The sequence below is a fragment of the Dickeya zeae NCPPB 2538 genome (assembly GCF_000406165.1).
Taxonomy (GTDB): Bacteria; Pseudomonadota; Gammaproteobacteria; order Enterobacterales; family Enterobacteriaceae; genus Dickeya; species Dickeya zeae.
On the sequence record NZ_CM001977.1, the window covers coordinates 3969784 to 3988179 of the forward strand.

The window sequence follows — 18396 nt, forward strand, 5'->3', positions numbered from 1 at the left end:
GCAGTCATTGTTCATGGCGCAACTATTTCTGTCACCATGACGGCGATCACGTCCCCTACGAACTCACAGGCCCCGGAATCGGGGCCTGTTTTATGACTTATCGTCATGACGTGACAGCGATAGCGCAGCGCTCAATACACCGCTGCGCCGCCGTCATTACGCACGCCACTGTTTGAAGCGGTTGATAAGCCCGTTGGTGGAGCTGTCATGACTGCTGACCACCGCGTCATCCTGCAGTTCAGGCAGGATACGGTTAGCCAGCTGTTTGCCCAACTCCACACCCCACTGATCGAAGGTGAAGATGTTCAGGATAGCGCCCTGCGTGAAGATCTTGTGCTCGTAAAGCGCGATCAACGCCCCCAGGCTGTACGGCGTGATTTCCCGCAACAGGATGGAGTTGGTCGGGCGGTTGCCTTCGAACACCTTGAACGGTGCCACATGCGCCACATCAGCGGCGGATTTGCCCGCTGCGGAGAACTCAGCTTCCACCACCTCGCGGGATTTACCGAATGCCAGCGCCTCAGTCTGCGCGAAGAAGTTCGACAGCAACTTGCTGTGGTGGTCGCTCAACGGGTTGTGGGTCGTCGCCGGTGCAATGAAATCACACGGCACCAACTTGGTCCCCTGATGGATCAACTGGTAGAACGCATGCTGACCATTGGTACCCGGCTCACCCCAAATGATAGGACCAGTCTGGTAATCTACGGCATTGCCGTTGCGGTCAACGTACTTACCGTTGGACTCCATGTTGCCCTGTTGGAAGTAAGCCGCGAAACGATGCATGTACTGATCGTACGGCAGAATCGCTTCAGTTTCCGCGCCAAAAAAGTTGTTGTACCAGATGCCGATCAACGCCAGCAGTACCGGCAGGTTTTTCTCAGCCGGGGTAGTAGCGAAATGCTGGTCCATGGCATGTGCGCCACTCAGCAATTGTTCGAAGTTATCGAAGCCGACGGACAGGACAATCGACAGACCAATGGCGGACCACAGTGAGTAGCGGCCACCGACCCAGTCCCAGAACTCAAACATGTTATCGGTATCGATGCCGAATTCGCCAACCGCTTTCGCATTGGTAGACAGCGCGGCAAAGTGCTTGGCGACATGTTTTTCATCACCGGCAGCCTTGAGGAACCAGTCACGCGCGCTGTGGGCGTTGGTCATGGTTTCCTGGGTGGTGAACGTCTTGGAGGCCACCAGGAACAGGGTGGTTTCCGGGTTGACGCGTTTGAGCACTTCAGCAATGTGGGTGCCGTCAACGTTGGAAACAAAGTGCATGGTCAGGTGATTTTTGTAGGGGCGCAGCGCCTCTGTCACCATGAACGGCCCCAGGTCGGACCCACCGATACCGATGTTCACCACATCGGTAATCGCCTTACCGGTATACCCTTTCCACTCCCCGCCAATAACGCGCTCGCTGAACTGCTTCATCTTTTGCAGCACGGCGTTCACTTCCGGCATCACATCCTTACCATCAACCACGATCGGCGTATTGCTGCGGTTGCGCAACGCGACATGCAGCACGGCACGATCTTCAGTACGGTTGATCTTCTCGCCGGAGAACATGGATTTAATGGCCGTGGACAGTTCGGTTTCACGCGCCAGCGCCTGCAGTTTTTCCAACGTTTCAGCAGTGATGCGGTTTTTGGAATAATCCACCAGCATCAAATCGCCGAACGTGGCGGAAAAATGCGAGAAACGATCAGGATCCTGGGCAAAAAGATCGCTAATCTGAACCTCTTTCATCGCGGCAAAATGCTGCTGCAATGCCTGCCAGGCGGCAGTCTGCGTTGGGTTGATATTTTTCATCACACTACTCTTCGGTTTGAGAACAAGTCGGTTTAATAATAAATAGGTCGACAGGCGGGAAACCCCACCCACTTTTTCCCGATTGTATCCCTTAACGCCGTGCTGGGAAGCCCTTTTCTTGCGAAATGCCCCGCCCCCATCCAATGTTGATTGACAGCCGACGCGTTACCCGCTATTTGTAAAAGACTACTTGCGCACGTGTTGCGCAAGCCAGAAGAGGAGCGCCGCCCAGGCAAGGTATCGGAGGAACCGTATCCGATGACGATACCAGAGGGGGAGCAGCGCCGAGACGGACGTAACCTACGGTGTTTACGCTGTCGACTGCAGGGGCTGAATCCCCTGGGTTGTCACCCGCATCGCTTCGCAACGCGAAACGATCAGCAAGGTGGAGCGCTTCTGGGTGTGCCGTAGCCAGTTCCTACGCCTGCCCCCTGCTTACCGCTCTTCCCTTGTGCCAAGGCTTAACGATGGAATGCTGTTGTCGATAACGACGATGACGCCCCTGACACGAGGTTTTTTGAATGTCTGTTAATACGAATAACTCACTGATTATCGCCAAATTCGGCGGCACCAGCGTCGCAGATTTCGACGCCATGAACCGCAGCGCCGACATTGTGCTGTCTGACGCTCAGGTACGCGTGGTGGTGCTGTCTGCCTCTGCTGGCGTCACCAACCTGCTGGTCGCGCTGGCTGAAGGTTTGCCGCCGGAGGAACGTGCGGCGCAACTGGAAAAACTACGCCAGATCCAATACGCCATTATCAACCGTCTCAACCAGCCTGCGGTTATCCGCGAAGAAATTGAACGCATGCTGGAAAACGTAGCCCGCTTGTCGGAAGCAGCGTCACTGGCGACCTCCAATGCCCTGACCGACGAGCTGGTCAGCCACGGCGAACTGATGTCCACCCTGTTGTTTGTGGAAATCCTGCGTGAGCGTAATGTCGCTGCAGAATGGTTTGACGTGCGTAAAATCATGCGCACCAATGATCGCTTCGGCCGCGCCGAACCAGACTGCGACACGCTCGGCGAGTTAACCCGCAGCCAGTTGGCACCGCGTCTGGCACAAGGTCTGATCATTACCCAGGGCTTTATCGGCAGCGAAGCCAAAGGCCGCACCACCACACTGGGCCGCGGCGGTAGTGATTACACCGCCGCCTTGCTGGGCGAAGCGTTAAACGTTAGCCGCATTGATATCTGGACTGACGTACCCGGTATCTATACGACCGACCCGCGCGTGGTGCCATCAGCCCACCGCATCGACCAGATTACCTTTGAAGAAGCCGCCGAAATGGCAACCTTCGGTGCCAAAGTGCTGCACCCGGCGACGCTGTTGCCCGCCGTGCGCAGCGATATTCCGGTATTTGTCGGCTCCAGCAAAGACCCGGCGGCGGGCGGCACGCTGGTGTGCAACAACACCGAAAACCCGCCGCTGTTCCGTGCGCTGGCATTGCGCCGCAAACAGACGCTACTGACCCTGCACAGCCTCAACATGCTGCACGCACGCGGCTTTCTGGCGGAAGTGTTCAGCATTCTGGCTCGCCACAATATCTCGGTAGATTTGATTACCACGTCTGAGGTCAATGTCGCGCTGACGCTGGATACAACCGGCTCAACCTCCACCGGCGACAGCCTGCTGTCCAGCGCTCTGTTGACTGAACTCTCCTCGCTGTGTCGGGTGGAAGTGGAAGAGAACATGTCGCTGGTAGCGCTGATCGGTAACAAGCTGTCGCAAGCCTGCGGTGTCGGCAAAGAAGTGTTCGGGGTACTGGAGCCGTTCAACATTCGCCTTATCTGCTATGGTGCCAGCAGCCATAACCTGTGCTTCCTGGTACCGTCCAGCGATGCCGAGCAGGTAGTACAGACACTGCACCACAACCTGTTCGAATAAGTCTTCCAGACTGCCGTAACAAAAAAGCCGAAATCCATAGGGTTTCGGCTTTTTTACCTTCACTGACGATTACCACAGCGTTACGCCGACGCAGAAGACTCTTCCCGCCCGTCATCCTCGTCTTCGTTCATCATCAACACGTTATAGGCCACCGCGCAAAACAATGAATTCAGTCGGTTCATATCGCCCAGTAATCCAAGATGCAGCGAACTGGTTTCCAGACTTTGCACATTTTGCTGATGCAGCCTGTCAACATGCGCATGGGAATAACGCCGGTTCAGAATACGGAAACGGTGTTTGGCGCGGCGCAGGCGTCTGGCGCTGGTCACATCCGACGACAGGAATACCGACATCCCCAGACGCAGGTTGTTCATCAGTTGCTCATACAAGGTGTTCAGCTCGTCCTGGCCTGCCGTTGAAAATCCGCGCAACCCGTCAGGCGCGTGGGCGTCTACATCGCAAATCACCCGTTCGATAATATCGCCAGCCTGTTCCAGACTGAGCGCCATTTCGATCACTTCCGCCCAGCGTTGGGAATCACGCTTATGCAGGCCGGCTTTTTCAATCTGCGCCAGATAGAGCTTGATGGCGTTGTAGAGCACGTCCACATCATCATCCAGCTTACGGATCTCGCGCACCGGCGGGCGATTGCCCTGTAGTGCATCCTGAAACATCTTCAACATCTGTTCAATCACATCGCCAATGCGCAGCGTTTCCCGCGCGGCGTTAGCCAGCGCCAGCGTCGGGGTATCCAGCGCGCTGGCATCGAGATGACGGGGGCGCAGTCGTGGGTCGAGATCGGGCTCAATCCGCACCAGATTGCTGCATAACTCTGCCATACGTCCGGCAAACGGCAACAGCAGCAGGCAGCGCACCAGGTTGTACAACAGATGGAAGTAAATCACCCGCTCCGCATCCGGTAATGGCAACGCCTCCATCAGGCCAGCCAGATAGCCGATAGCAGGCAACGCTGGCAGGCAACCGATCAGTTTGAAGAACATACTTCCCAGTGCCACCTGCCGTGCCAACGCGCCCTGCGCACTGGCATTCGCCAGCGCCACAATGCCGCTGCCCAGATTGGCACCGATGACCAGACACAGCGCCGCATCAAGGGAAATCACATGGCTGGCGGTCAATGTCGCCGTCAGCAATACCGCCGCCAGACTGGAATAACTCACTACAGCAAACACCGCGCCGACAAACGCATCCAGCATCACATCCCCGGTCAGGGACGAAAACAGCACCTGAACACCCGCAGTCTGGGTAATCGGTGTCGCCGACTGCACAATCAATTCCAGCGCCAGCAGAATCAACCCCAGCCCGATAGCAACACGCCCCAGTTGACCGGCACGGGTCTGTTTTCGGCCGAGGAAGAACACCACGCCAAGGAATATCAACAAGGGTGACAACCAGGAGAGATCAAACGTCAGCACACGAACCATCAAGGCGGTGCCGACATCGGCTCCCAGAATGATGACCAGCGCCGGAGCCAGTGCGATCAACCCCTGCGAGACAAAAGAAATGGTTAGCAGCGCGGTTGCATTACTGCTCTGTACCAGCGCCGTGACGCCGATCCCGGCGAGAAAGGCCAGCGGCTTGCGGCTCACACTATCACTGATGGTGCGACGCAGACGCGCGCCATACACCCGCATAATTCCGGTACGAACAATATGCGTCCCCCACACCAACAATGCGATGGCAGACAGCAAATTCAACAACGTCAGCACAGAGCCCGGCCTCCTTCAGTTAAAACCGTGGTGATTAACACAGGTATCCCTCCCTAAACCAGGCGCCTCCTGCCTGTATCCGTTCTTGAGGCTGCCATCTTACTGATATCTTATCTATTCTTACGTGAGCTAACGGGGGTAAATACACGTAATTTTTTAAAAACACGGTCTAAATCAAAAACAAGGTGTATTTCCCCCACGCCGCCCATTTCTGGCGTTATGCTTTTTTCATCAGCCGTTGCAGTCAATACCGGTAACGGTAACGTTTCAGCCCTGAGCAAAGGAAATACGGATGAAGACTAAAACCGCCTATGGCCTGAACTGGCTCGCATTGCTCATTATTGTGATTGTGACCGCCTTCTTCTGGCAACTGACGCCACCTACCGGACTGAAACCCGCCGCCTGGCATTCCGCCGTGCTGTTTGTCGCTACTATCATCAGCATTGTGGCAAATGTCTTGCCTATTGGCGCTATTGGCCTCATCAGTATCACGTTGTTCGCTCTGACCTATGCCGCTGGCGACACCAATGCCAGCGCCTCGATTCAAACCGCATTGAGCGATCTCAACAGTTCGCTTATCTGGTTGATCGTAGTGGCATTCATGATCGCCCGCGGTTTTATCAAAACCGGTCTGGGTCGCCGTATCGCTTTGCAAATGATCCGCCTGTTGGGAAAACGCACGCTAGGGCTGGCTTATGGATTAGCCTTCGCCGATCTGGTGCTGTCCCCCGCCATGCCCAGTAACACCGCACGCTGTGGCGGGGTCATTTACCCGATTGCCGACTCGTTAGCGCGCAGTTTCGACTCCAAACCGGAAGACGCCTCCCGCAGTAAGATCGGCACCTTCCTGATTACCTGTATCGGCAACGTGAATGATGTCACCGCTGCTTTGTTCATGACCGGTTACACCGGCAACCTGCTGGCGGTGAAACTGGCAGCCAACGCCGGTGTAACCATCACCTGGGGCAGTTGGTTTGTCGCTGCGGTAGTACCCTGTGTGATTTCGCTGTTGCTGGTACCACTGTGTGTGTATGTGCTGGCGAAACCGGAAATCCGCCACACACCGGATGCGCCGAAACTGGCACATAGCGAACTGGAAAAAATGGGGCGCATGTCGCGCGGCGAATGGCTGATGGCAGCCACCGTGGTGATCCTGCTGGTCTTGTGGATTTTCGGCGACATGCTGGGAGTGGATGCCACCACCGCCTCCTTTGTCGGCCTGTCCTTCTTATTGCTGACTGGCGTACTCAATTGGGAAGACATCAAGAGCGAAAAGGGCGCGTGGGATACGCTGATTTGGTTCGCCGCGTTGCTGATGATGGCTAACCAGTTGAAGAAACTCGGTTTTACTAACTGGTTTGGCGACCTGATCGGCAATAATATTGGTCACCTGATGCAAGGCACCAGTTGGGTGCTGGTGCTGTTGTTACTCAATGCCGCCTATTTCTACACCCACTACTTTTTCGCCAGCGGTAACGCGCAAATTGCAGCGCTGTACGCGGTGTTTCTCGGCGTCGGCATTAATCTGCATATCCCTGCGGCACCGATGGCCCTGATGCTGGCGTTCACCAGCAGCCTGTACTGTTCGCTGACCCAATACACCCACGCCCGTGGTCCGATTCTGTTCGGTGCCGGTTACGTCCCCACCGCCGTCTGGTGGCGCACTGGCTTTATCATCAGCCTGATTAATCAGGCCATATTCATGTCCGTTGGCCTGTTATGGTGGAAAACCATCGGCCTTTACTAAGCCTGTCAGACATCAAAAAAAGCACAGGCCGGGTTACCCCGGCCTGTTTTTTCTTATCGACGCTACTGGTTAATCAGTCTGCGTCATACCCCAGATTCGGCGCCAGCCAGCGCTCAATTTCCTGTACCGGCATCTGCTTACGAACCGCGTAATCTTCCACCTGGTCGCGTTGGATTTGCGCCACGGCGAAATACTTGCTGTCAGGGTGGCTGAAGTACCAGCCAGACACCGACGCCCCCGGCCACATGGCGTAGGACTCGGTGAGCTTCATGCCAACGGTGTTATCCACGTCCAGCAATTGCCAGATGACGGCTTTCTCGGTGTGATCCGGGCAAGCCGGGTAGCCCGGTGCCGGGCGGATGCCTTGGTAATTTTCGCGGATCAACTCGTCGTTACCGAGGTTCTCGTTCGGCGCATACCCCCAGTAGACCTTGCGCACCCGCTCATGCAGGTACTCGGCAAACGCTTCCGCCAGCCGGTCCGCCAGCGCTTTGAGCATGATCTTGTTATAGTCGTCATGCTGCGCTTCCCATTGTGCTGCCAGTTCGTCCTCTTCCAGACCGCCGGTCACCGCGAACGCGCCGAGGTAATCCGGCTTGCCGCTGGCTTTCGGTGCCACTACATCTGCCAGACAGTAGTTAGGGAAATCCGTCTTTTCGGTTTGCTGACGCAGATGATGGCTGACGGTCAGCACCTCAGTGCGTCGCTCATCGGTATAGATTTCAACGTCATCGCCTACCCGGTTAGCCGGGAACAGCCCCACTACACCACGCGGATTCAGCGTGCCGTTGGCAGACAGGGTATCCAGCATGGCATTCGCATCCGCAAACAGCCGCGTGGCCTCTTCCCCCACCACCTCGTCTTCCAGAATGTTGGGGTATTTGCCTGCCAGCGACCAGGTCATAAAGAACGGTGTCCAGTCAATATAGTTACGCAAGGTCTCGATACTGGCGGTCACCGGTTGAACGCCGAGGCGGTGCGCCACCGGCGGTGTATAACTGTCCCAGTCGATCGGCATCGCGTTATTGCGTGCTACCTCCAGTGACACCGGCGGTGTGCGCGGTTTTTTACGACCGTGCTGGATACGCACCGTTTCGTACTCTTTGCGGATACGCGCCACAAAATCGTCGTGTTGCGTATCCGAGAGCAGCGCCGACACCACGCCCACCGAGCGCGACGCATTCTGTACATACACCGTCGGGCCACTGTAATTCTGCTCGATCTTCACCGCAGTATGCGCTTTGGAGGTCGTCGCCCCGCCAATCAGCAACGGCAGCGTAAAACCCTGTCGCTCCATCTCTTTGGCGACGTTGACCATTTCATCCAGCGACGGGGTAATCAACCCCGACAGGCCGATGATATCGACCTTCTCTTCGCGGGCGGTCTTGAGGATCTTGTCGGTCGGCACCATCACGCCCAAATCAATAATTTCGTAGTTGTTGCACTGCAACACCACGCCAACGATGTTCTTGCCGATGTCGTGTACGTCGCCTTTCACCGTCGCCAGTAGAATTTTACCGGCGCTGGAACCCTGGTCTTTGCTGGCCTGGATGAACGGTTCCAGGTACGCCACCGCCTGCTTCATGACCCGCGCCGACTTCACCACCTGCGGCAGGAACATCTTACCGGCACCGAACAGATCGCCGACCACGTTCATGCCGTCCATCAACGGCCCTTCGATCACCTCAATGGGGCGCGCCGACTGCGCTCGCGCCTCTTCGGTATCCTGCTCGATAAACTCAGTGATCCCTTTAACCAGCGCGTATTCCAGTCGTTTTTTCACCGGCCAGCCGCGCCATTCAGCCGCGCCTTTGTTGCTGTCGTCGTCGGATTTACTGCCCCGGTATTTCTCAGCAATCTCCAGCAGCCGCTCGGTGCCGTCGTCGCGCCGGTTGAGAATGACGTCTTCGACGGCGTCACGCAGTTCAGCGGGCAGGTCGTCGTAGATAGCCAACTGACCGGCGTTGACGATGCCCATGTCCATACCATTACGGATGGCGTAATACAGGAACACAGCGTGAATCGCCTCACGTACCGGTTCATTGCCACGAAACGAGAACGACACGTTAGACACACCGCCGGAAATCAGCGCGTGCGGCAACTGGGCTTTGATATCGGCGCAGGCCTCAATGAAATCCACCGCATAGTTGTTGTGCTCTTCAATACCGGTGGCAACAGCAAAAATATTCGGGTCGAAAATGATGTCTTCTGGCGGGAAACCGACTTCTTCGGTCAGGATCTGGTAAGCACGGCGACAAATTTCAATTTTGCGCGCGCGGGTATCCGCCTGCCCCACTTCATCAAACGCCATCACCACCACGGCAGCACCGTAACGGCGCACCAGCCGGGCGTGATGCACAAAGGCTTCCACACCTTCTTTCATCGAGATCGAGTTGACGATGCCTTTGCCCTGAATGCACTTCAGCCCAGCTTCCACCACGTCCCACTTTGAGGAGTCGATCATGATCGGCACACGGGCGATATCCGGCTCGCCAGCGATAAGATTCAGGAAACGCACCATCGCCGCTTCGGCGTTAAGCATCCCTTCATCCATGTTGATGTCGATGATTTGCGCGCCGCTTTCCACCTGTTGACGCGCCACATCCAGCGCTTCGCTGTATTTCTCTTCTTTGATCAGGCGTTTGAATTTGGCAGAGCCGGTAACGTTGGTACGCTCGCCGACGTTAACGAACAGCGTGTCGTCCCCGATATTCAGCGGCTCCAACCCGGACAGGCGGCAGGCGACCGGCAGCGTCGGCAGAACGCGCGGCGCGACACCCTCGACGGCTTTCACCATTGCAGCAATGTGTTCTGGCGTGGTACCGCAGCACCCGCCGATGATATTCAGAAAACCAGACTGTGCCCATTCGCCAATCTGGCGCGCCATTTCATCCGCATCCAGATCGTATTCACCAAAGGCGTTCGGCAGCCCAGCGTTGGGGTGCGCGGTGACATAACATTCAGCAATGCGCGATAACTCCGCCACATACTGGCGCAGCTCATCCGGCCCCAGTGCGCAGTTCAAACCGAACGACAGCGGCCGGGCATGGCGTAGCGAGTTATAAAACGCTTCGGTGGTTTGCCCGGACAGGGTACGGCCGGAAGCGTCAGTAATGGTGCCGGAAATCATCACTGGCAGCGTGACACCGAGCGCCTCGAATTCGGTTTCGACCGCAAAAATAGCGGCCTTCGCGTTCAGCGTGTCAAAAATCGTTTCAATCAGGATGATGTCAACGCCGCCGTCAATCAGCGCGCGGGTCGATTCCCGGTAGGCTTCCACCAGTTGGTCAAAACTGACATTACGGTACGCCGGGTCATTCACATCCGGTGAGATTGACGCGGTGCGGTTAGTCGGCCCCAAGACCCCGGCCACATAGCGTGGACGCTCTGGAGTACGTGCCGTCCATTCATCGGCACAGGCACGCGCCAGCCGGGCAGCAACCGTGTTGATTTCCGCCGACAGCGCCTGCATTTCGTAGTCGGCCATGGCGATACGGGTGGCGTTGAAGGTGTTGGTTTCCAGAATATCCGCGCCCGCGGCCAGATAATCGTGATGGATGGCGGTGATGACTTCCGGCTTACTCAGCACCAGCAGGTCGTTATTCCCTTTCAGGTCGCAGTGCCAGTCGGCAAAACGTTCACCGCGATAATCTTCCTCCTGCAGACGGTAACTCTGGATCATGGTGCCCATGCCGCCATCCAGAATCATAATGCGCTGCGCCAGTTGCTGCTGTAATGCCTGTAACCGATTTGCCATCATCTTATTCTCGTTATTACCCTCGTCTGTGCGAATACTTATCCTAGCACAAGAGTGCGTCGTGCCAGCGCTGCGCGCCGTTGATAACCCCATCTGATAAGACGGTTGCATTCTGCGCTAAAAAAACGAAAATCGATTCCATGATATGAAAAAGGAAACCGATGATGACGCCACCCGAACCCGCCAAACGCGGTAAAAAACCCCGCGCTACCACAGCCAGCACAGCGCAGCCCGCCGGTCAGGTACAATCGCTGACCCGTGGCCTGACACTGCTGGAATATATCGCCAAAGCCAACGGCAGCATCGCGCTGACCGATCTGGCCCAACAAGCAGGCCTGCCCAACTCCACCACACACCGATTACTGACCACCATGCAACAGCAGGGCTTTGTTCGTCAGGTAGGTGATTTAGGGTTATGGACCATCGGTACTCATGCGTTTATCGTCGGCAGTAGCTTTCTGCAAAGCCGAAATCTGCTCAGCCTGGTGCACCCGATGCTGCGTCAGTTGATGGAAAGCTCCGGTGAAACGGTGAATCTGGCTGTGCTGGACCAAACCGATTATCAGGCGATCATCATCGATCAGGTGCAGTGTACCGCGCTGATGCGTATGTCAGCGCCTATCGGTGGCAAGTTGCCGATGCACGCCTCCGGTGCCGGAAAAGCGTTTCTCGCCATGCTGCCGGATGACAAAGTCACCCAGTTACTGCACCGCAAAGGGTTACACAGCTATACCCCACACACCCTAAGCGCCCAGACGCTGAAAGAGAATCTGACGGCGATTCGCCGCCAGGGTTACTCGCTGGACGATGAAGAACATGCGTTAGGCTTACGGTGTGTCGCCGCCTGCATTCTGGATGAACACCACGAAGCCTTTGCCGCTATCTCTATTTCCGGGCCGGTGTCCCGCATTACCGACAGCCGCATTACCGAATTGGGTGCACTGGTGATTAAGGCCGCCAAAGAGATTAGCTACCAATACGGCGGCGCTCGTTAAGCTGCATCACGACATCAGCACATCATGACGTCAGCACTCTGTCTGACGTCACCGGGTCGGCATAGCGCAAACTAAAGCGCTTTCTGCGCCGATAGGCGTAGACATCCTCGATATGGCCGCTGCGGATCCGCTGCTGTAACGCCCGCCAGTACTCGGCCCGAAACAGGTCCGCGTGCAGTTCTTCGAACAGCGGCAGCAAACGGCGGTCGCTACACAAAAACTGGCGGAACTCCTCGGGAAAGACATCATTCGGCCCAACGCTATACCAGGGCTCTGCCGCCAGCTCGTCCGCCGGATCGCGCGGTGGAGGTATATCGCGGAAATTCACTTCGGTCATGTAACAGATTTCGTCGTAGTCATAAAACACCACCCTGCCGTGACGGGTCACACCGAAGTTCTTGAACAGCATATCGCCGGGAAAAATATTGGCGGCCGCCAGTTGCCGGATGGCGTTGCCGTACTCCTCAATCACATCGCGCAGCGCCTGCCCGCTAGCCTGCTCCAGATAAAGATTCAGCGGTGTCATTCGCCGCTCCATATACAGATGGCGGATGACCAGCCGGTCGCCCAAGTCTTCCAGCTTGTCCGGCACTTCCCGCCACAGCTCCGCCAGCAGTTCAGGACTGATGCGCGTTTTCTCCAGCACGAAGTTTTCATACTCCTGCGTATCGGCCATGCGTCCAACTCGGTCATGCTCCTTCACCAGCCGATAGCACTCGCGTACCCGTGCCTCGCTGACCTCTTTTTGCGGCGCAAACTTGTCTTTAATCACCTTGAACACCCGATCAAACGTCGGCAGTGTAAACACCAGCATCACCATGCCCTTCACGCCCGGCGCGATAATAAATGGCTCCTGCGTGCTGGCAATAAAGTCAAGATACTCCCGGTAGTACTCGGTCTTGCTGTGCTTCTGACACCCAATCGCCAGATACAACTCGGCCGTTGTTTTGCCCGGCAAAATGTCCCGCAACCAGGCCACCAGTGCCGACGGCAACGGCGCGTAGACCATGAAGTAGGAACGGGCGAAACCAAATACAATGCTGGCGTCTGCGTGACGAGTCAGGCAGGTATCAAGAAACAACGCACCGCGTTCGTTATGGTGAATCGGCAGTAAAAAGGGAAATACCCCCCCCGGTAAACGCAGTTTCCCCACCAGCCAGGCCGCTTTATTGCGATAAAAAAGCTCGTTGGCTACCTGCAGCGAGGCTTTAGCCAGCGATGCCGTCGGAAACGCCTCCCGCAGCGATCGCTCCACATAGCCGATATCCCGTGCCAGATCTTCCCACGGCAACCGCAACGGCAGTGCCGTCAACACCGCTTCCAGCATGGACGCCCACCCATTGTCAGGCGTATAAGTTCGGGCCAGTGGTCGTGGAATCTCCTGAAAGCGTCTCGCGGGCTGCGAGCTGAATACAAACAGCTTATCCGGCGTCAGTTCCCGGTGATGAAACAACCGACAATACACGGAGTTGAAGAAACTCTCGGCAATTTCGAAACGGGGATAATCCGGCAACAAGGCAGTGTAAATCTGTTTAACCCGGGCAACGAAGGTGGCGTCATAACATTGCTGGTCAGTGATACAACCCAGTTGTTCGACGACCAGCCCGACATGGTGATCGTAGAGCTGGATACGCTGCTTCATCGCCTGCTGTACCGCATGCCAGTCTGCCTGTTCGAAGCGCTGCTGCGCCCCGGCGGTGATTTCCAGAAACCGACCATACTGCGCATCGAATCCTTGCAGAATGGTCTGTGCCACCAGTTTTTCCCGTCCCCGACTCATCCAACTCTCCTCTTTGTCCATCGACATAACGACACGCGGCCAGCATCAGGCTGGCCGCGATAGGGCGGATAATCCGCATCAGAACTGTTGTTCTTCTGTCGATCCGGTCAGCGCCGTCACCGACGACACACCTCCCTGAATCAGCGTAGTCACTTTGTCAAAGTAACCGGTCCCCACCTCCTGCTGATGAGAAGAGAAGGTGTAACCTTGCTGAATGGCCGCAAATTCCGGCTGCTGTACTTTCTCCACATAGTGTTTCATCCCTTCGCCTTGCGCATAGGCATGCGCCAGATCGAACATGTTGAACCACATGCTGTGAATACCCGCCAGCGTAATGAACTGGTATTTGTAGCCCATCGCCGACAGTTCATCCTGGAAATGAGCGATGGTGCGATCGTCCAGATTCTTCTTCCAGTTGAATGACGGCGAGCAGTTATACGCCAGCAGCTTACCGGGGAAGCGGGCATGAATCGCCTCGGCAAAACGCCGCGCCTGTTCCAGATCCGGCTTAGAGGTTTCACACCACACCAAATCGGCGTAAGGGGCATAAGCCAGCCCACGACTGATGGCCTGCTCTACACCGGCGCGGGTGCGGTAAAAACCCTCCACCGTACGTTCACCGGTAACAAAATCCCGATCGTAATCATCACAATCCGAGGTCAGCAAATCCGCCGCATCAGCGTCAGTTCGTGCTACCAGCAATGTCGGTACGCCCAATACATCGGCCGCCAGACGGGCCGCTACCAGCTTCTGAACCGCTTCCTGCGTCGGCACCAGCACTTTGCCACCCATATGGCCGCACTTCTTCACCGACGCCAGTTGATCTTCAAAGTGGACGGCGGCCGCACCGGCTTCAATCATCGATTTCATCAACTCAAACGCATTCAACACCCCGCCAAAACCAGCTTCCGCATCGGCCACGATCGGTAAGAAATAGTCGGTGTAACGCGGGTCATCCTGCCCGATACCGTTAGCCCACTGGATTTGATCCGCACGGCGGAAGGTATTGTTAATGCGCTGCACCACCGCCGGTACCGAGTTAGACGGATACAGCGACTGGTCCGGGTACATACTGGCGGCCAGGTTGGCATCAGCCGCCACCTGCCAGCCGGACAGATACACCGCTTCCAGCCCGGCTTTCGCCTGCTGCAATGCCTGCCCGCCGGTGAGCGCGCCAAGGCAGTTGACGTAGCCTTTACGTGACTTACCGTTCAATAACTTCCACAGTTTTTCCGCTCCCAGTTGCGCCAGTGTGCAGGCAGGGTTCACTGAACCACGCAAATTCACCACGTCCTCAGCGCGATACGGGCGGGTGATGCCTTCCCAGCGCGGGGTATTCCACTCTTTTTCCAGTTGCTCGATTTGTTGGGTACGAGAGGTGCTCATAGCGATTCCTTTTTTAAACAGGATTAATCAAGTAAGTCGTAACCGGGTAAGGTAAGAAAATCGATTAGCGCGTCTTGCGTGGTGATACGCTCCATCAGTCGGCCTGCATCCTCGAAACGGCCGCCATCAAAGCGGGTATCGCCCAGCTCACCGCGGATAACCTGCATCTCTTCAGCCAGCATCTGGCGGAACAAGGCTTTGGTTACCACGCGGCCATCGCTGAGGGTTTTGCCATGGTGAATCCACTGCCAGATGGAGGTGCGGGAGATCTCTGCGGTGGCAGCGTCCTCCATCAGACCGTAAATCGGTACGCAACCGTTGCCGGAAATCCAGGCTTCGATGTATTGCACGGCTACGCGGATGTTGGCGCGCATACCCGCTTCGGTGCGCTCGCCTGGGCAAGGGGCCAGCAGTTCATCAGCGGTCACCGGGGCATCATCCTCACGCAGCACATCCAACTGATTGGGGCGATCACCCAGTAAGCGGTCAAACACCGGCATCACGGTGTCAGCCAAACCGGGGTGGGCAATCCAGGTGCCGTCATGACCATTGCGGGCTTCCAGTTCTTTGTCCTGCCTGACCTTCTCTTGCACCCACGCGTTGCGTTCCGCCTCTTTACTGGGGATGAACGCAGCCATACCGCCCATGGCGAATGCACCGCGCCGGTGACAGGTTTTGATCAACAAACGCGAGTAAGCGCTCAGAAACGGTTTGTCCATCGTCACTGACTGACGGTCTGGTAATACGCGGTCCGGGTGATTCTTCAACGTTTTGATGTAACTGAAGATATAGTCCCAACGACCGCAGTTCAGCCCGACGATATGGTCACGCAGGTGATACAGGATCTCGTCCATCTGGAACACAGCAGGCAAGGTTTCAATCAATACGGTGGCTTTGATAGTGCCGCGCGCTAAACCAACATGGTCTTCGGCATAACTGAACACCTCGCTCCACCAGGCTGCTTCCTGCCAGGATTGGGTTTTCGGCAAATAGAAATACGGGCCGCTGCCTTTTGCCAACAGTTGGCGGTAGTTGTGGAAAAAATAGAGCGCGAAATCAAACAGGCTACCGGGGATAGGCTCATCATTCCACAGCACATGTTTTTCCGGCAGGTGTAACCCACGAACCCGACAAATCAACACCGCGGGATTGGGCTTGAGCTGATAAATCTTTCCTGCCTCGTTGGTGTAGGCGATGGAGCCACGCACAGCGTCACGCAGGTTGATTTGCCCCTCGATCACTTTTGACCAACTGGGTGCCAGTGAGTCTTCAAAGTCTGCCATGAAGACTTTCACATTGGCGTTCAGGGCGTTAATCACCATTTTGCGTTCCACCGGGCCGGTAATCTCTACCCGGCGATCCAACAAGTCATTCGGAATACCACGAATTTTCCAGTCAGAATTTTTTATGGAATCCATTTCCGAAATAAAACCCGGTAATTCACCACTATCAATCCGCGCCTGTATTACCTGACGTTCGGCCAGCAGGTGATTGCGCTGCGATGTAAACCGGCTTACCAGCGCAGTGAGAAAATCAACCGCTTCCGTCGTCAGAATCTGCCGTTCCGCGTCACCTAACGCTGCGGTGAATACCAGTTCCCTGCTTATCGTCTGTTGTGTCATGTCGTCGTTCCTTTTTGCTCCGCCATCTTCGCCTTATTGGCTGCTCAATCTGCGAACTTAACTCGAACGTTTTTCAGCCAACAGAACTAAGCCTAATCCAATAAAATTAAAAATCAAAAACTATTTCCATTTTATAAAAAAATAACAAACAACTATTTGATTAATAAAAAGTTAAATTTTTATGCAATAGAGAAACCTATTTCATACATTATAAAAACAGGTACAAGGAGGAGCCTGTCGTATACCAACAGGAAAAAGAAAAGGCGCCGTTAGGCGCCTGACAGGAAAAATGGAGGTAAGGAGAATCAGTCCAGTGTAGGGTTCATATGACGCAAGTCGAACGGCGTGATCTGGTAAACGTAGTAATTCAGCCAATTGGAAAACAGCAGATGCCCATGGCTACGCCAGGTCGCCCTTGGGGTTTTCTCAGGGTTATCGTCTGGAAAGTAATTTACCGGGATCACCGGCTCCAGACCTGCTTCACGGTCACGGAAATACTCACCCGACAGGGTCAACGCATCATACTCAGGATGGCCGGTAACAAACGCCAGCCGCTTGTCCTTGCTGGCAAACAAATAGGCGCCTGCTTCATCAGACTCTACCAGAATATCCAAATCGGTATGCTCGCGGATAACACTGGAAGGAAAATCGGCATAACGGGAATGCGGAGCCAGAAAGGTTTCATCAAAACCACGCGTCAGCAAGGCATGAGGCTGCAGCGTAAGGTGCGAATATACACCGGATAATTTCGCATCGCGGGTCAGCTTAGGAATACCGTACAGGACATTCAATGCCGCCTGAGCCGCCCAGCACACAAACAGGGTGGACGTAACATGTTCTTTGGCCCACTTAACAACACGCTCGATCTGTGGCCAATACACCACATCACAAAAATCGACCAATCCCAACGGTGCGCCGGTCACAATCAGGCCGTCAAAGTTCTCGTGCTCGATATCTTCAAAATCGCAGTAAAAGTTGTTGAGGTGCTCTACCGGCGTGTTCTTCGACTCTCGGCTATCGATACGCAGCAATTGAATGTCTATCTGCAGTGGTGAGTTCGACAGCAACCTCAGAAACTGGTTTTCCGTTTCGATCTTCTTTGGCATCAGGTTAAGCACCAACACCTTCAAAGGGCGAATTTCCTGTGTCTTTGCTCGGGAAGACGCCATCACAAAGACGTTTTCATTACGCAAAAAGCTGACTGCTGGCAACTCATCAGGAACCCGGATTGGCATAGCCTACACCTCACTGCACACGTTTATACGTTTATACGTTTAGACTTCTAGGCAGCCAAAGATAGCGATTTTCAGCGGCAATGTCGAGCGCATAACCCTCTGGTTGAAAATCTTTCATAAGAAATTCGATTTGTATATCCATCTTTAGCATAAGAGCGAAGATCAAGGCAGAGTGGGGTTTAGTGAAGCCTCGATAATGGGGGAAAAACAACAAGGATATAGAGGAGAACGGATGAGGTATGAGAGCGAGGGTGGAACCGATGCCCGGGTGAAGAAGTCCACATATGACACTGTAGAGGTGACTGACCCGCTGTCTCAGGCTGCCGCCCAGACGATATCCAGTAAAGCCCCGGTGTTAACCAGTGCGCGCTGGGTGCCTTGACCCGGCTCAACCGGTCATTCCCCCGAAAACCCAAAACAAAGGGCCCGGTCTTCCGACCGAGCCCTTCGCTCTG

At 55.4% G+C, this 18396-nt stretch carries 11 protein-coding genes and 1 riboswitch; of the genes, 4 read left to right on the plus strand and 7 right to left on the minus strand.

Annotation, left to right across the window (positions count from 1 at the left end; translation table 11 throughout):
• Window positions 1-156: 156 nt before the first annotated feature.
• The gene (pgi, locus tag DZE2538_RS17345) at window positions 157-1806 is read right to left on the minus strand and encodes a glucose-6-phosphate isomerase (protein WP_038916875.1); all 1650 of its coding nucleotides are present in this window, start codon (window positions 1804-1806) and stop codon (window positions 157-159) included.
• 206 nt (window positions 1807-2012) lie between these two features.
• Window positions 2013-2210: riboswitch (Lysine riboswitch) on the plus strand.
• A gap of 117 nt (window positions 2211-2327) precedes the next feature.
• On the opposite strand from pgi, the gene lysC reads away from it, so the two are divergent.
• A complete protein-coding gene (gene lysC / locus DZE2538_RS17350; RefSeq protein ID WP_023640855.1) occupies window positions 2328-3692 on the plus strand; it encodes a lysine-sensitive aspartokinase 3 in 1365 nt (454 codons plus the stop codon).
• Between the two features lie 80 nt (window positions 3693-3772).
• Here the strand turns inward: lysC and DZE2538_RS17355 are convergent, their stop codons facing one another.
• Window positions 3773-5419 (minus strand): Na/Pi cotransporter family protein, encoded by a 1647-nt coding sequence (locus tag DZE2538_RS17355; RefSeq protein ID WP_019843267.1) that lies wholly within the window; start codon window positions 5417-5419, stop codon window positions 3773-3775.
• Between the two features lie 292 nt (window positions 5420-5711).
• Here DZE2538_RS17355 and DZE2538_RS17360 point away from each other — a divergent pair, with 292 nt between their 5' ends.
• The gene (locus DZE2538_RS17360) at window positions 5712-7166 is read left to right on the plus strand and encodes a DASS family sodium-coupled anion symporter (protein WP_038916876.1); all 1455 of its coding nucleotides are present in this window, start codon (window positions 5712-5714) and stop codon (window positions 7164-7166) included.
• Window positions 7167-7239: 73 nt separating this feature from the next.
• Here DZE2538_RS17360 and metH read toward each other — a convergent pair whose 3' ends face one another.
• Complete coding sequence (metH, locus tag DZE2538_RS17365; RefSeq protein ID WP_038917218.1) at window positions 7240-10923, minus strand: methionine synthase; 3684 nt, start codon at window positions 10921-10923, stop codon at window positions 7240-7242.
• Window positions 10924-11087: 164 nt separating this feature from the next.
• Between metH and iclR the strand changes: the two genes are divergently transcribed.
• Entirely contained in the window at window positions 11088-11918 is an 831-nt protein-coding gene (gene iclR, locus DZE2538_RS17370; RefSeq protein ID WP_012886319.1) for a glyoxylate bypass operon transcriptional repressor IclR, read from the plus strand.
• Between the two features lie 22 nt (window positions 11919-11940).
• On the opposite strand, the gene aceK is transcribed toward iclR, so the two are convergent.
• The 4 genes from aceK to metA all read right to left on the minus strand — a co-directional run bounded on the left by aceK (window position 11941) and on the right by metA (window position 17941).
• Entirely contained in the window at window positions 11941-13698 is a 1758-nt protein-coding gene (aceK, locus tag DZE2538_RS17375; protein ID WP_038916877.1) for a bifunctional isocitrate dehydrogenase kinase/phosphatase, read from the minus strand.
• A 78-nt stretch (window positions 13699-13776) separates the two neighbouring features.
• Window positions 13777-15084, minus strand: a complete 1308-nt coding sequence (gene aceA, locus DZE2538_RS17380) for an isocitrate lyase (RefSeq protein WP_019843260.1) — start codon at window positions 15082-15084, stop codon at window positions 13777-13779.
• Window positions 15085-15107: 23 nt separating this feature from the next.
• A complete protein-coding gene (gene aceB, locus DZE2538_RS17385) occupies window positions 15108-16706 on the minus strand; it encodes a malate synthase A (RefSeq protein ID WP_012886322.1) in 1599 nt (532 codons plus the stop codon).
• Window positions 16707-17011: 305 nt separating this feature from the next.
• The gene (metA, locus tag DZE2538_RS17390; protein WP_012886323.1) at window positions 17012-17941 is read right to left on the minus strand and encodes a homoserine O-acetyltransferase MetA; all 930 of its coding nucleotides are present in this window, start codon (window positions 17939-17941) and stop codon (window positions 17012-17014) included.
• 232 nt (window positions 17942-18173) lie between these two features.
• Between metA and DZE2538_RS21050 the strand changes: the two genes are divergently transcribed.
• Window positions 18174-18323: a hypothetical protein gene (locus tag DZE2538_RS21050; protein ID WP_161624059.1), complete on the plus strand. Its 150-nt coding sequence runs from the start codon at window positions 18174-18176 to the stop codon at window positions 18321-18323.
• Window positions 18324-18396: the final 73 nt, after the last annotated feature.